Source organism: Rhizobium sp. 01N424 (genome assembly GCF_056399485.1).
Map to the genome: position 1 here is coordinate 208,630 of NZ_JBFTRK010000003.1, position 13,941 is coordinate 222,570.

Here is a 13,941-nt window from a genome sequence, read left to right on the forward strand (position 1 = left end):
GTTCGATTTGATCGCTGGTTTACGAACCCTCGTGATCCGTCACGAGGGTTTCTTTTTTGCGGCGTAGATTCAGCTTGAAGACTGGTTCTAAATAGGTTCTAATGTGCGCCTATGGATAGAACCAGTCTGATAGCAGAGCTGAATGCGCGCGGACTGCGCGACGAGGCCTCGACCGGACCGCTCTACAAGCGGCTGGCCCTGGCATTGACCGGTCTCGTTCAGGAAGGATTGCTGAAGCCCGGCGCCGCACTGCCAGGTGAGCGCGATCTTGCTGAGGCCCTGAAGCTTGGGCGTGTCACGGTGCGCACCGCCTATCGCGAGCTGATGTCTTCAGGCGCGCTTGAATCACGACACGGCAGCGGTACCTTCGTTTCGGCGCGTGTCGAGCGCATGGAGCAATCGCTCTGGCGGCTCTCGTCTTTCTCGGCCGACATGCGTTCGCGCGGCCGCTCTCCGGCGGCGAAAATCCTCTCCCGGCAAATCAATCAGCCATCGCCGGAAGAAAGCTTCCTGCTGGGGCTCGGTCAGGACGAGCCGGTGTTGCGGCTCGATCGTCTTCGTCTTGCCGATGGTTTGCCGCTGGCGATCGAGCGCGCCGTCGTTCCGGTCAAGTTCGTCGGCGAACAGGCGGGTGGCGAGGGTTCGCTCTATGACGCCCTGGCTGCCAACGGCCACAAGCCGGTGCGGGCGCTGCAGCGGCTGACGGCCGTGACGCTCGACCCATCCTCGGCCGCGATGCTGAACGTCAAGGCCGGTGCGCCGGCCCTGCTGATCGAGCGGATATCCCGCCTCGAAGATCAGCGCGTCGCTGAATATACCCGCTCGCACTATCGTGGCGATGCTTATGATTTCGTTGCAGAATTGAGAATTGGAGATGAACTATGAGTGAGAACAAGTCGCTGATGCTGCAGGAAGCCGGCCAGTCGCCGGAGGTCGTGGCGACCCTGCTCGAAAAGGAAAAGCCGGCTTTTGCCGAAATCGCCAAGCTTTTCTCCTCGGCGCGGCCGAGCGTGGTAACGACGGCCGCGCGCGGGTCTTCCGACCATGCCGCCACCTTCTTCAAGTATCTTTTCGAAATCACCTGCGGCGTTCCGGTCGCATCCGTCGGCCCGTCGATCGCGTCAGTCTATGGCGCGCCGCTACATCTGAAGGGCGGCATTCACTTCACGGTTTCGCAGTCGGGCGCCAGCCCTGACATCGTTGCCCTGCAAGAAGCCGCGAAGAAGGGCGGCGCCACGACGATCGCCGTCGTCAACGTCACCGATAGCCCGCTGGGCAATCAGGCCGACATCGTGCTTGGCCTCAATGCCGGACCGGAGAAAAGCGTTGCCGCAACGAAATCCTTCATCGCTTCGGTTGCAGCACTTGCCGGCGTAACGGCAGTGATCGGCGGCAAGGCTGATCTGCAGGCGGCGCTTCAGAAGCTTCCGGGCGCCCTGTCGGCCACATCGGGCATCGATACGGCCGCGGCAGAGGATGTGCTTTTCAACGCCAGCTCGCTTTACACCGCCGGCCGTGGACCGGCCTTCGCGATTGCGCTCGAAGCTGCGCTCAAGGCAAAGGAAACGTCCGGCCTGCATGCCGAAGCCTTCTCACTGGCTGAATTGATGCATGGTCCGATGCGTCTCGTGCAGCCAGGTTTCCCCATCGTTGCCTTCGCGCCTGACGATGCCGCCTATGCCAACAACGTCCAGGCGCTGGAGCGCCTGCAGAAGCTCGGAGCGACGACCGTGCCTTTCTCGACACAGCCGCTTTCCGGGGTCAACCTGCGCGTTCCATCGACCGGCAACGGTCTTCTCGATCCGCTGGTTTCGCTGCTCGTCTACTATCGCCTCATCGAGTCGGTCACGCGCCGCAAGGGTTTCGATCCCGACAAGCCGGCAAACCTGCTCAAGGTTACGGAGACCGTCTGATGTCCCGCAAGATCTTCACCGGCGCCAGGATCTTCGACGGCGAGCGCTTCCATGACGAAAGGGCGCTGGTCGTTTCGAACGGACGCGTCGAGACCATCGCGGCACTCAACGATCTACCCGAAGGCGAGACCGTGGTGCTTGACGGTGGCGTTCTCTCCGCCGGTTTCATCGACGCGCAGGTGAACGGCGGCGGCGGCCGGATGCTGAACGACGAGCCATCGCCGGACTCGATGTACATCATCGCCGACGGCCATCGCCGCTATGGCACGACAGCGCTGCTGCCGACGCTGATCACCGACACGGCTGATGCCACCAAGGCAGCGATCGAGGCTGCGAAGGACGCGGTCAAGACCAACCGCGGTGTCGCCGGTCTGCACCTCGAGGGGCCGCATCTGGCACCGGCGCGCAAGGGCGCACATCTGGCGTCGCTGATGCGCCCGGTCGAAGACGCAGACGTCAAGGCGTTCATTGCGGCGCGTGAAGCAATCGGCACGCTGCTCATTACCATGGCGGCTGAACAGGTGAGCGTGAAGCAGGTGCGCGCGCTTGCCGAAGCCGGCGTGATCGTCAGCATCGGACATTCCGATTGCAGCAGCGAGCAAGCGGAAGAGCGTTTCGATGCCGGCGCCCGTGGCGTCACGCATCTCTTCAACGCGATGAGCCAGATGGGGCATCGCGCTCCGGGTCTCGTAGGTGCCGCGATCGATCACCCCTCGACCTGGTGCGGCGTGATTGCCGATGGCCACCATGTCGATCCGAAGGCATTGCGCACGGCGCTGCGCGCGAAGCGCGGCGAAGGAAAGCTTTTCCTCGTCAGCGATGCGATGTCGCTTGTCGGCTCCGACAAGAACAGCTTCACGCTGAATGGCCGCAACGTTCATCGCGAGAGCGGCAGTTTCTGCTCCAGGGTAGTTCTGGATGATGGCACGCTGGCAGGGTCCGATGTCGATATGGCGTCCAGCATCCGTTACTGCGTGACCTATCTCGACCTGACGCTGGCCGAAGCGCTGCGCATGGCGACGCTTTACCCGGCGCGCTTCCTTCGTCTCGAGGGCTACGGCCGCCTGTCTCCGGGGTATCGCGCCGACTTCGTGCACCTGACCGATAAGATCGAGGTCACCGCGGCCTGGATCGGCGGGGAGAGGAAGTAGCGATGACTGCGATCACCGATGCTTATTTCTCGAACCTGATCGAGCGGCTCGGCCAGCTGAAGTCGGCTCTCGATGTTCCAATGCAGCGGGCCGCCGCGGCGATCCTCGAAGCGGCCCGCACCGACAAGCGGGTCTATGTCTTCGGTACCGGGCATTCTCACATGCTGGCCGAAGAGGTGCATTACCGGGCTGGCGGGCTCGCCTTCACTGTTCCCGTACTCGTCGGTTCTGCGATGCTGCACGAGGGTGCGGTGATCAGTTCGGTCTACGAACGGACGGAAGGTCTCGTTCGTCCGGTGCTCGAGCGCTATGGCATGCAGCCTGGCGACGTGATCATCATCGCGTCGAATTCCGGCGTGAACGCCGCGCCGATCGAGGCCGCCGATTACGGCCATGAGATCGGCGCCAAGGTGATCGCCATCACCTCGATCGAATATTCCAAGGCGATCGCCAACGGCCGCCGCAGGCTGGCCGAGGTTGCCGATATCGTCCTCGACAACGGCCTTCCGCCGGGGGATGCCGTCATCGAAATCGAAGGGAGCGGGCTGAAGGTCGGGCCGGTCTCGACGGCAGTCGGGGCGACCGTGCTCAATGCGATCTTTGCCGAGGTGGCCTCGGAGCTCGCCAAGTCAGGCGATGCGCCGGTTTATCTCAGCGCCAACATGCCGGGCGCTGCAGAGGTGAACCAGCAGCTGGTCAAACGCTACCGGCCGCGCAACCCGCATCTCTGAAACGAAAAAGGCCGGCGTCTCAGCCGGCCTTTTGCTTTGCCCCTGCGGACAATCAGTTCTTGGCGCGCTCGACGTAGGAGTTATCTTCCGTCGCGATGACAACGCGGATGCCGGCATCGATATGCGGCGGAACCAGCGTTCTGATACCGTTCGAAAGGATTGCCGGCTTGTAGGAGGACGATGCCGTCTGACCCTTGACGACCGGCTCGGTCTCGGTGATTTCGAGCGTCACATGGCGTGGCAGCTGGAGAGCCAGCGCAATGCCTTCGTGCATCGACAGGATGCAGGTCATGCCTTCCTGAAGATAGGCCTTCTGATCACCCATCGTCTCATTGTCGACGACGACCTGATCGTAGCTTTCGGGATTCATGAAGTGGAAGCCTTCGCCGTCCTCGTAAAGGAACTGGAAGTTGACGTCTTCGACGAATGCGCGCTCGACCTGCTCGGTCGTGCGCCAGCGCTCGGACACCTTCACGCCATCGACGATGCGGCGCATGTCGACCTGGGTCACCGGCGTGCCCTTGCCAGGATGGAAGTTGTTGGCCGTAAGAACGACATACAGCTTGCCATCCACTTCGAGAACGTTGCCCTTGCGGACGGAGGAGGCGATGATCTTGACCATAAGACTTCCTTGTAACTCAGCCTTCGGCGTCGTAGAGGACTGTCGCAATAGCCCTCTAGACGCGATTAATTTTCCTTTGGGGCGGCAACTAACTTAAAATCCGGCGAAAAGCCAGCCCAGCGTTGGCCGTCGCGGTGAAGAAAGCGGAGAATGAGCCTGACGAGCGCCAAAGCCTCGCCCTGGTGGACGCCCGACGTCCATGCGGATCGCCGCCCGTTCCTGATCGGGCGCAACGCGATCCAGGCGGCACTGCGTCTTTATTTCGCCGGCGAAGATTTTGTCGAGGTCGATACGGCCGCACTGCAGGTGTCACCGGGCAACGAGGCGCATCTGCATGCCTTCGCCACCGAGGCGCTGACGACGGATGGCCAGCCGGCACCCTTCTATCTGCACACCTCGCCGGAGTTTGCCTGCAAGAAGCTCCTCTCGGCGGGCGAACAGCGGATCGCGTGCTTCGCGCATGTCTATCGCAACCGCGAGCGCGGGCCGCTGCACCATCCTGAATTCACCATGCTGGAATGGTACCGGGCGGGAGAAAGCTACGAGACGCTGATGATGGATTGCGTGCGGATCGCAGCACTCGCTGCCGAGACCGCCAAGGCATCCAAACTGACGTATCGCGGTGCCGAGGCCGATCCTTTTGCCGGCCCGGAGCGGATTTCGGTTGCCGAGGCTTTCGATCGCCATGCCGGGATCAATCTGCTTGGCTCCGTTGCTGCCGATGGCTCGACCGATCGCGAGCATCTGGCGGCCGAATTGCGCCGCAACGGCCTGCGTGTCGCCGAAGACGATGGCTGGGCCGATCTCTTTAGCCGCGCGCTGGTCGAGAAAATCGAGCCGCATCTCGGTTTCGGCCGCATAACCATTCTCGACGAATATCCTGTTTCGGAAGCTGCTCTGGCGCGGCCGTCAGGCCGGGATCCACGGGTTGCCGAGCGCTTCGAGGTCTACGCCTGCGGCGTCGAGCTCGCCAATGGTTTCGGCGAGCTGACGAATGCTGCCGAACAGCGGCGCCGTTTCGAGATCGAGATGGCCGAGAAGGCACGCATCTATGGCGAGCGCTATCCGCTGGACGAGGATTTTCTCGAGGCGTTGCAGATCATGCCGGAGGCGAGCGGTATCGCGCTCGGTTTCGACCGGCTGGTGATGCTGGCGACCGGTGCTTCGCGCATCGATCAGGTGCTGTGGGCGCCCGTCGCGGAGTATGGCCGATGAATATCGTCAGGCCGATCAAGAGCGTCGATGACCTGTCGAGCGCAGGCTTGATCGGGGACGCCGACCGGCTGGCGCTCGAAGATGTCGCGGCGCGCTATGCGATCGGGTTGACGCCATCGATTGCGGCGCTGATCGACCGTGCAGACCCGGCCGATCCCATTGCTCGCCAATTCGTGCCCGATGTTTCCGAACTGCAGACGACACCGGAAGAGCGGGACGATCCAATCGGTGATCTCCCGCACAGCCCTGTTGAAGGGATCGTGCATCGCTATCCGGATCGTGTGCTGCTGAAGGCGGTGCATGTCTGCCCGGTCTATTGCCGTTTCTGTTTCCGCCGCGAGATGGTCGGGCCGCAAGGTCTCGGCACGCTCGAACCGGAGGCGATGAAGGCAGCCTTCGACTATATCCGCCAGCATGACGAAATATGGGAGGTCATTCTCACCGGTGGCGATCCGCTGATCCTGTCGCCGCGGCGGCTGGAAGACATCATGCGGGAGTTCTCGGCGATCGATCACGTCAAGATCGTCAGGTTTCATACCCGCGTGCCCGTGGTCGATCCGCGCAAGATCGATGCGGCGCTCATCGACGCGCTGAAGGCGAGCGGCAAGACCGTCTACATCGCGCTGCACGCCAATCATCCGCGCGAGTTTACGGCCGAAGCGCGGGCGGCCTGCGCCCGGATCGTCGATGCCGGTATCGTCATGATCAGCCAATCTGTGCTGCTCAAGGGCGTCAACGATGATGCGAATGTGCTTGCGTCGCTGATGAAGACTTTCGTCGAGAACCGTATCAAGCCCTATTACCTGCATCATCCCGACCTTGCGCCCGGCACCAGCCATTTCCGGCTGTCGATCGAGGAAGGGCAGGCGATCGTCGCAGCCTTGCGCGGCCGCATATCCGGCCTCTGCCAGCCAGCCTATATTCTGGATATTCCGGGCGGCTACGGAAAGACCGTGATCGCCGAAAGCGGCGTTCGCAAAACCGCCGACGGTTGCTTCTCGGTCTCTGATTACAGGGGCGGCGAGCACAGCTATCCACCGGCGGGATAGAAGATTTCCGTTCCATTTCTGCACTGGGAAGTCCTTCGCGCCGCTCCTGTATTACGCCAAACTGGCGAGGCAAGTATTTGAGCAGAAACGGCGAAATTCAATCAGGGCGCGATACTCGATAAAACTTTAAGTGTGAATCTTGCTCATCTTTAACCAGACAAATTAGCGGAATATTGGGTTTTCCGGCCTAAAAGAGCGCTCATGATGAAGGCGATGAACGCCTGCTCTGGATCATGACAATCTTGGAGATGTTCGGATGAACAAGACAATCCGCGATATTATAGCCAAATTCGGCAAGCTTCCCGCGTCGATCGACCAGGTCGCCGACGACGCCGATCTCTACGCGGCGGGTCTGACATCCTTTGCATCGGTCCAGCTGATGCTGGCGATCGAAGAAGCCTTCGATATCGAATTCCCCGACAATCTTCTCAACCGGAAGTCCTTCGCCAGCATCTCGGCGATCGAAAAGACCGTCGATATGATCAAGGACAGCCGGAAGGTCGCCTGATGAACTTCCCGGTCAAGATCACGGAAGAGAGCTTTGCGGCACGGGCCGCGCGCGTCGCCGAGATTGCGGCTAAGCACGCCGATACCGTCGATGCCGAAGGCCGTTTCCCACGGGAAGCTGCCGATGCGATGAAGGCCGAACGTCTGCTCGGCATTCAGATCCCCCGCCACCTTGGCGGCGAAGGCGCGACCACGACCGAAATCGCTGAACTCTGCTCCGTTCTGGGCCAGGCCTGCGCTGCAAGCGCGATGGTTTTCGCCATGCATCACATCAAGCTTTCGAGCCTTGTCGAGCACGGCGCGGAAAGCGAGTGGCATGCGGGCTTCATGCGGCGTATCGCGGCCGAACAGCTGCTGATCGCCTCGGCGACGACCGAAGGCGGCATTGGCGGCAACCTGCGCAATAGCATCTGCGCCATCGAGATCACCGGCGGTACCTGCCGTCTCGAAAAGGACGCGACCGTGATCTCTTACGGCTCACATGCCGACGCGATCCTGATAACGTCGCGCAGCGGCCCGGAGGCCGCGTCTTCGGATCAGGTGCTGACGGCTTTCCTCAAGGACCAGTATACGCTCGAGCGAACCCATGTGTGGAATACGCTCGGCATGCGCGGCACCTGCTCCGACGGCTTCCTTTTCAAGGGCGAAGCGCCTGCGGCGCAGATACTCCCGAAACCCTTTGCAGAAATCGCGGCGCAGTCGATGCTTGCCTCTTCGCATCTCCTCTGGAGTGGCGTCTGGTATGGCATCGCGGTCGATGCCGTCTGCCGCGCGCAGGCGTTCGTTCGCGCTGCCGCCCGCAAGTCGCCCGGCGCTCCGCCGCCCGGTGCGCTACGTCTTGCCGAGGTTTCGAACCTTCTGCAGATGGTCAAGTCGAATGTCGTCGCGGGCCTCAAGGCCTATGAGGACGCAAAGGCCGATCCCGACAAGCTGTCGTCGATGGGTTTTGCCGTTGCCATGAACAACGTGAAGATCGCCTCGTCGGAAACGATCCTCGAGATCGTCAACCACGTCATGCTGATCTGCGGCATCATGGGCTACAAGAACGGCACGCCTTTCAGCGTCGGCCGTCACCTTCGCGATGCGCATTCCGCGCAGCTGATGATTTCCAATGACCGCATCCTCGGCAACACGTCGAGCATGCTTCTCGTCCACAAGCAGGACACTAGCCTACTGGGGTGACTCACATGGATATGCAGACCTCGTTTCTGGACCGGCTTTTCGAATCCGGCCTGCTGATCGATACCGGCGTTGACGGCCTCTACGGCCGCAGCGGCCAGTTCGAAGACGTAATCTCCGCTTTCGAGCGCCTGATAGACAGGTTCGGTGGCGCCGATGGCGCCGAAGCCATGCGCTTTCCGCCAGGCATGAACCGGGCGATCTTCGAGAAAAGCGGCTATATGAAGAGCTTCCCGCAGCTTGCGGGTACGGTGCACAGCTTCTGCGGCGCCGAGCTCGATCACATGAACCTGCTGCAATGCATGGAAGTCGGCGATGACTGGACCAAGGGCCAGGAAGCGACCGAGATCGTACTGACGCCGGCGGCCTGCTATCCGCTCTACCCGACGGTCGCCAAGCGCGGCAACCTGCCGGCAAAGGGCGGTCTTTACGATCTGCAGTCCTACTGCTTCCGCCATGAGCCTTCCAAGGATCCGGCACGCCAGCAGCTGTTCCGCATGCGCGAATATGTCTGCATGGGCACCGAGAGCCACGTGACGGATTTCCGCCAGCGCTGGATGGATCGTGGCGTCGAGATGATGAAGCTGGTTGGCCTCGAGGTGGTCATCGACGTGGCGAACGATCCATTCTTCGGCCGCGCCGGCAAGATGATGGTCAACAACCAGCGCGACCAGAACCTCAAGTTCGAGCTGCTGATCCCGATCACCTCGACCGCCAATCCGACTGCCTGCATGAGCTTCAACTACCATCAGGACTCGTTTGGCTTGAAGTGGGGTCTGAACCTTGAGGATGGCAGCGTGGCGCATACCGCCTGCGTCGGCTTCGGTCTGGAACGTATCGCGCTTGCGCTGTTCCACCATCACGGTCTCGACGTGAAGGAATGGCCGGAAAACGTTCGCAAGGCGCTCTGGGGCTGAGACGTCCGATGAAGGCTGTTTTCCCGGCTATCGCTCCGGATGGCTACGTCAGGCATGCGCTCCATTCCAGCGAGCGCATGTGGCCGGAAACCAATTGCTATATCGATCTCTGGATCGAGGTACTGAACACGCTCGGCCTGCCGCCGGAAGCGATGCTCGGCTTTACCATGACGCAGGATTTTGAGGGCGACCAGTTCACCTTCTTCAAGGTGCCGCTGGAAGATCTGGAAACGCTCTACGGCATTCGCGTCAGCGAACTGGCGATCTTCGATCGCGTCGAGCGCCATATCGAAACGCAGATCGGCCGCGGGCGGCTCTGCCTGATCGAGATGGATTCTTATTACATGCCCGACACCCAGGGCACTGCCTACCGCACCGAGCACGGCAAGACGACCGTGGCGATCAACCGGCTGGATTTCGATGCGAAGCGCGTCGAGTATTTCCACAATGCCGGGTTCTTCGCGCTGGATGGCGAGGATTTTGACGGTCTGTTTCAGCTGAATTCAGGCGCGGACGGAGCGTTGTTTCTGCCCTACACCGAATTTGCCAAGTTTCCGGTGATGCTTCCAGGCGATGCGGAGATGCGGGCGGCCTCCCAAACGATCTTCAGAAAGCATTTCGCCCGCCGCCCGGCCCGCAATCCGATCCGCGCCTTTGCCTCGGTTTTCCCGCAGCAGGTCGAGGAAATTGCCGAGCGGCCCTTCGGCTTCTTCCACAAATATGCCTTCAACACGCTTCGCCAGTTCGGCGCCAATTTCGAGCTGGCGGCGGATCATCTCGCCTGGCTTGCGCCGGGGCAATTCGGCAGCGCCGAGGCTGATGCCCGGCAGATTTCCGAGACGGCCAAATCCGTGCAGTTCCAATTGGCGCGGGCCGTGACCCGCAAGAAATTCGAGCCGCTGCAGACCGCGCTTGATCCGGCTGCCGATGCATGGGATTCCATGATGGCTTCGATTTCCGAGCGGCTGTGACACCGGAGGCTTGATCATGCGGGGCAGGTTGGCGAGCGTCGGCGCAGAAGAGGTCCTGCTTTCGGAAGGCTGGAACCTCGTTCTCTCGGAACCCGATGCCTATGCCGTGCCGCATGATATCCCCCCGACGTCGCAGTTCATCGCCGCATCGGTGCCCGGAACCGTTGCCGAAGCTCTCGAGAGAGCCGGTCTGTTCGACAGGGAAAATCCGGAGTCTCTGAACACCCGGGATGCCTGGTATGTCTGCCGCCTGTTCGATACGGAACCGGGAGACTGGATCCTGCGGCTGGAGGGACTGGCAACGCTTTGCCACGTGTTCGTCAACGGCCAAGAGCTTCTGTTTTCGGAGAGCATGTTCACCGCTCACGAAATTCCGGTGACGCTTGCCGGCGGCGACGAGCTTGCGCTGTGCTTCCGCGCACTTGCGCCGAAGCTTACCGAGCCCGGGCCACGCGCCCGCTGGCGCCCGCAGATGATCACGCCGCCGGGCCTCAAGAATGTCCGCACAACCGTGCTCGGCCATATGCCGGGCTGGTGCCCGGAGATCCATGCCGTCGGACCGTGGCGGGCGATATCGCTGGTGCGCAGCGGCCCTGTTTCGATCGACAATGTCTCGATCCGCAGCGTTCTGGATGACGATGGCAGCGGGCGGGTCGGCGTTTCGCTTTATTCCGCTGCGGAGGATCCGATCCTTCAGCTGCGCTGCGGCGGGGAAGAGACGGCCTTTGAGAAGATCGGCGAGAACCACTATTCGGCCATCCTCAAGCTCGCCGATGTGAAGCCGTGGTGGCCGCACACGCACGGAACGCCTGAACTCTACGATCTGGCGCTGGTTTCCGACGATGTCGAGTACCCGCTCGGCAAGACCGGTTTCCGCACGATCACCGTCGATCGCGGGGCCGATGGCGACGGCTTCGGGCTTTGCGTCAACGGCGGGCGCATCTTTTGCCGAGGTGCTGTCTGGACCACCGCCGATATCGTGCGGCTTCCCGGCGCGCGGGCCGATTACGAGCCGTTCCTGCGGCTGGCTGCCGAAGCCGGCATGAACATGATCCGCGTCGGCGGCACGATGGCGTACGAGGCGCCCGATTTTTTTGCGCTCTGCGATGAGCTCGGCCTGCTCGTCTGGCAGGACTTCATGTTTGCCAATTTCGACTATCCACGCAACGACAAGACCTTCATCGGTCACGTCCATGCCGAAGTCGAAGGGTTCCTGCATGGGGTTCAGGCCTCACCCTCGCTTGCCGTGCTCTGCGGTGGCAGCGAGGTGCACCAACAGGCGGCGATGCTCGGGTTGCCGCGGGAGTTCTGGGGCGGTCCGGTGAGTGACGAAGTGATCCCGGCGATCGCTTCGCGGCTGCGGCCGGATGTGCCCTACGTTCCGAATTCGCCCTATGGCGGGGCCATGCCGTTTTCGCCGAATGCAGGGGTCACGCACTACTACGGTGTTGGCGCCTATATGCGCCCGCTTGACGATGCGCGCCGGGCCGATGTGCGTTTCGCCGCCGAAAGCCTTGCCTTCGCGCATGTCCCGCAGCAGAGAACGTTGCAGCGGCATCTCGACGTGCCCTCCGTTCACAGCCCTCTCTGGAAGGCCCGGGTGCCGCGCGACCGCGGCGCGTCCTGGGATTTCGAGGATATCAGGGATCACTATCTCGGGCTGCTCTACGATACCGATCCGGCCAGGCTTCGCCGCGAAAATCCGGAACGCTATCTCGATCTTTCCCGTGCCGTCACGGGCGAAGTGCTGACCGAGACCTTTGCCGAATGGCGCCGCAGCGGATCGCGTTGCGACGGCGCGCTGGTCTGGACGCTACAGGATCTGCTGCCCGGACCGGGTTGGGGGGTGATCGATTCCACCGGCGAACCCAAGCCCGTCTGGCATGCAATGCGCCGGGCCTTCCGGCCGTTGCAGGTGGTGCTAACGGACGAAGGGACCAATGGTCTGGATGTGCATGTGGTCAACGAGACATCTAATGACCTTGCCGTGGAACTGGAGCTTATCTGCTTCCGCAACGGCAGGCAGCAGGCGGCGAGCGGCAGCCAGAGCCTGACGATCGCAGCGCGGAGCAAGCAGAAGATCGCGGCGACCGAACTTTTCGGCGCCTTCTTCGATACCACTTACGCCTTCCGTTTCGGCCCGCCGTCGCATGACGTTACGGTGGCGCGGCTGCGCTCGGTGGAAGGTGACCTGCTGGCCGAGGCGTTCCACTTTCCGCTTGGTCGGGCAAAGGCGTTTCACGATGCCGATGTTGCCGTGACATTGGTGGATGACGGCGGCGCATGGGCACTCGATGTCTCCGCCAATTGCCTTGCCCAGTCGCTTCACATCGATGCCGCGGGTTACCGCCCGGCTGACGACTGGTTTCATCTGGCCCCGGGCATCCAGCGCCGTATCCGGTTGACGCCTGTCGGTACTGAGGCGGGAGAGCCTCACGGCGAGGTGCTCTGCGCCGGCAGTATGCGCCGCTTTGCTTTCGGCGCGGGTGGTTGAAAAACAGATGCCTATCCGATCTCTCTACCGTGCCTTCCGCTCCCATGTCCTGCAGCGGCTGATCCCGAAATCCCGGGTGGCTTTCGATCCGGCACGGCCGATCGAAGTTGCCGGCTATCTGTCGATGATGGCCGGTGTAGGCGAGTCCGCGCGGCTTTGCGCCGACGCGCTGGCGGCGGGCGGCCGCCGGATTTCGTTGCGTGATGTCAGCACGCATGCCGATGAAGGCGCGTCCGTCGAATGGAAGGCTGCGGCAGTCAATGCCGCTCAACCGGGAACGCGCATCTGGCACCTCAATCCGCCAATGCTGCCGCGTGCGGTGCTCAGTACCGGACTGCGGGAATTCGCCCGCGCCTACAACATCGGCTATTGGGCTTGGGAGCTGGAGATCGTGCCACCGGAGTGGCGGAACGGCGCGCGCTATGTCAACGCGGTTTTCGTCCCCTCCGAATTTACCCGCAAGGCGATTGCGCCGCTGACCAGCGCGCCTGTCGTCGTCGTGCCGCATCCAGTGACGGAGAAACCGGCTGCCGACGGGATGCGAGCGAAGTTCGGCGTCGAGGACGACGCGTTTCTGGTCAGCTTTATCTTCAGCGCGGGATCGTCGATCAACCGCAAGAATCCTCAGGCGGTGATCGACGCATTCAAGATCTTTCAGCGGCGCTGCCCAAAGGCTTTCCTGCTGATGAAGGGAAGCGGCGATCCGGCGAAGGATCCCGGCCTTGCAGCCCTTTACCGTTCGGCCGAGGGCAATAGCCGGATTCGCATCGTCACGGACAAGTTGGCGAGCAGCGAGATCAACGGGCTGATCCGCGATTCCGATGCCTATATCTCGCTCCACCGTTCGGAGGGTTTCGGCCTGACCGTTGCAGAAGCGATCATTCACAATACCCCTGTCGTGACCACGGGATGGTCCGGCACCGTCGATTTCTGCGACCCTGAAAATACCTGGAACGTCGCGCCATCGCTGATCCCGGTCGTTGATACGCATCCGGAATTTGCGGCGCTGAAGGGTGCAGTCTGGGCCGATCCGTCGCCTGAAGTGGCGGCGGGCTACCTCGATCAGATTTATTCCGACCCGCAGGCGGCGAAGGAAAAGGCCGCTCGCGCCAAACGCTTCCTGGTCGCCTATCTGGAGGCCAATACCTACGAGAAAGCGCTGCAGGCGCTTGCCGGTGCGGGCCGTTAACCG

General features: G+C 62.0%; 13 protein-coding genes. 12 read left to right on the plus strand and 1 reads right to left on the minus strand.

Going from position 1 to position 13,941, the window contains the following annotated elements:
• Positions 1-111: 111 nt before the first annotated feature.
• Genes AC1DNK_RS11465 through AC1DNK_RS11480 form a run of 4 tightly spaced genes read left to right on the plus strand, consistent with a single transcriptional unit; the run spans position 112 to position 3,795 of the window.
• Positions 112-885: a GntR family transcriptional regulator gene (locus AC1DNK_RS11465; RefSeq protein WP_477941138.1), complete on the plus strand. Its 774-nt coding sequence runs from the start codon at positions 112-114 to the stop codon at positions 883-885.
• Positions 882-1,913 (plus strand): SIS domain-containing protein, encoded by a 1,032-nt coding sequence (locus AC1DNK_RS11470; RefSeq protein WP_477941140.1) that lies wholly within the window; start codon positions 882-884, stop codon positions 1,911-1,913. Before AC1DNK_RS11465 ends, AC1DNK_RS11470 begins: the two co-directional genes overlap by 4 nt.
• Complete coding sequence (nagA, locus tag AC1DNK_RS11475; protein WP_477941142.1) at positions 1,913-3,064, plus strand: N-acetylglucosamine-6-phosphate deacetylase; 1,152 nt, start codon at positions 1,913-1,915, stop codon at positions 3,062-3,064. The genes AC1DNK_RS11470 and nagA overlap by 1 nt, the downstream gene beginning before the upstream one ends.
• 2 nt (positions 3,065-3,066) lie before the next feature.
• Complete coding sequence (locus AC1DNK_RS11480) at positions 3,067-3,795, plus strand: SIS domain-containing protein (protein WP_477941143.1); 729 nt, start codon at positions 3,067-3,069, stop codon at positions 3,793-3,795.
• Positions 3,796-3,847: 52 nt separating this feature from the next.
• On the opposite strand, the gene efp is transcribed toward AC1DNK_RS11480, so the two are convergent.
• The gene (efp, locus tag AC1DNK_RS11485; protein ID WP_112385879.1) at positions 3,848-4,417 is read right to left on the minus strand and encodes an elongation factor P; all 570 of its coding nucleotides are present in this window, start codon (positions 4,415-4,417) and stop codon (positions 3,848-3,850) included.
• Between the two features lie 150 nt (positions 4,418-4,567).
• Here efp and epmA point away from each other — a divergent pair, with 150 nt between their 5' ends.
• The 8 genes from epmA to AC1DNK_RS11525 all read left to right on the plus strand — a co-directional run bounded on the left by epmA (position 4,568) and on the right by AC1DNK_RS11525 (position 13,938).
• A complete protein-coding gene (gene epmA, locus AC1DNK_RS11490; protein ID WP_477941145.1) occupies positions 4,568-5,632 on the plus strand; it encodes an EF-P lysine aminoacylase EpmA in 1,065 nt (354 codons plus the stop codon).
• Positions 5,629-6,681 carry a lysine-2,3-aminomutase-like protein gene (locus AC1DNK_RS11495; RefSeq protein WP_477941147.1) on the plus strand — a complete coding sequence of 351 codons (1,053 nt, stop codon included), beginning with the start codon at positions 5,629-5,631 and terminating at the stop codon, positions 6,679-6,681. Before epmA ends, AC1DNK_RS11495 begins: the two co-directional genes overlap by 4 nt.
• Before the next feature lie 256 nt (positions 6,682-6,937).
• The gene (locus AC1DNK_RS11500) at positions 6,938-7,189 is read left to right on the plus strand and encodes an acyl carrier protein (protein ID WP_112385876.1); all 252 of its coding nucleotides are present in this window, start codon (positions 6,938-6,940) and stop codon (positions 7,187-7,189) included.
• A complete protein-coding gene (locus AC1DNK_RS11505) occupies positions 7,189-8,370 on the plus strand; it encodes an acyl-CoA dehydrogenase family protein (RefSeq protein ID WP_477941149.1) in 1,182 nt (393 codons plus the stop codon). Before AC1DNK_RS11500 ends, AC1DNK_RS11505 begins: the two co-directional genes overlap by 1 nt.
• A gap of 5 nt (positions 8,371-8,375) precedes the next feature.
• Positions 8,376-9,284, plus strand: coding sequence for an amino acid--[acyl-carrier-protein] ligase (locus tag AC1DNK_RS11510; protein WP_112540445.1), 909 nt, complete (start codon positions 8,376-8,378; stop codon positions 9,282-9,284).
• Between the two features lie 8 nt (positions 9,285-9,292).
• Entirely contained in the window at positions 9,293-10,255 is a 963-nt protein-coding gene (locus AC1DNK_RS11515) for a DUF1839 family protein (protein WP_477941152.1), read from the plus strand.
• A gap of 16 nt (positions 10,256-10,271) precedes the next feature.
• Positions 10,272-12,749: a glycoside hydrolase family 2 protein gene (locus tag AC1DNK_RS11520; protein ID WP_477941153.1), complete on the plus strand. Its 2,478-nt coding sequence runs from the start codon at positions 10,272-10,274 to the stop codon at positions 12,747-12,749.
• A gap of 13 nt (positions 12,750-12,762) precedes the next feature.
• Positions 12,763-13,938, plus strand: coding sequence for a glycosyltransferase (locus tag AC1DNK_RS11525; RefSeq protein ID WP_477941413.1), 1,176 nt, complete (start codon positions 12,763-12,765; stop codon positions 13,936-13,938).
• Positions 13,939-13,941: the final 3 nt, after the last annotated feature.

What these genes read in the sequence shown, in the direction of transcription:
- efp (WP_112385879.1), bottom strand. Translation starts at nt 4,417, where the DNA reads ATGGTCAAGATCATCGCCTCCTCCGTCCGCAAGGGCAACGTTCTCGAA.
- AC1DNK_RS11465 (WP_477941138.1), top strand. Translation starts at nt 112, where the DNA reads ATGGATAGAACCAGTCTGATAGCAGAGCTGAATGCGCGCGGACTGCGC.
- AC1DNK_RS11500 (WP_112385876.1), top strand. Translation starts at nt 6,938, where the DNA reads ATGAACAAGACAATCCGCGATATTATAGCCAAATTCGGCAAGCTTCCC.
- AC1DNK_RS11495 (WP_477941147.1), top strand. Translation starts at nt 5,629, where the DNA reads ATGAATATCGTCAGGCCGATCAAGAGCGTCGATGACCTGTCGAGCGCA.
- AC1DNK_RS11505 (WP_477941149.1), top strand. Translation starts at nt 7,189, where the DNA reads ATGAACTTCCCGGTCAAGATCACGGAAGAGAGCTTTGCGGCACGGGCC.
- AC1DNK_RS11480 (WP_477941143.1), top strand. Translation starts at nt 3,067, where the DNA reads ATGACTGCGATCACCGATGCTTATTTCTCGAACCTGATCGAGCGGCTC.
- AC1DNK_RS11515 (WP_477941152.1), top strand. Translation starts at nt 9,293, where the DNA reads ATGAAGGCTGTTTTCCCGGCTATCGCTCCGGATGGCTACGTCAGGCAT.
- epmA (WP_477941145.1), top strand. Translation starts at nt 4,568, where the DNA reads ATGAGCCTGACGAGCGCCAAAGCCTCGCCCTGGTGGACGCCCGACGTC.
- AC1DNK_RS11470 (WP_477941140.1), top strand. Translation starts at nt 882, where the DNA reads ATGAGTGAGAACAAGTCGCTGATGCTGCAGGAAGCCGGCCAGTCGCCG.
- AC1DNK_RS11510 (WP_112540445.1), top strand. Translation starts at nt 8,376, where the DNA reads ATGGATATGCAGACCTCGTTTCTGGACCGGCTTTTCGAATCCGGCCTG.
- AC1DNK_RS11520 (WP_477941153.1), top strand. Translation starts at nt 10,272, where the DNA reads ATGCGGGGCAGGTTGGCGAGCGTCGGCGCAGAAGAGGTCCTGCTTTCG.
- nagA (WP_477941142.1), top strand. Translation starts at nt 1,913, where the DNA reads ATGTCCCGCAAGATCTTCACCGGCGCCAGGATCTTCGACGGCGAGCGC.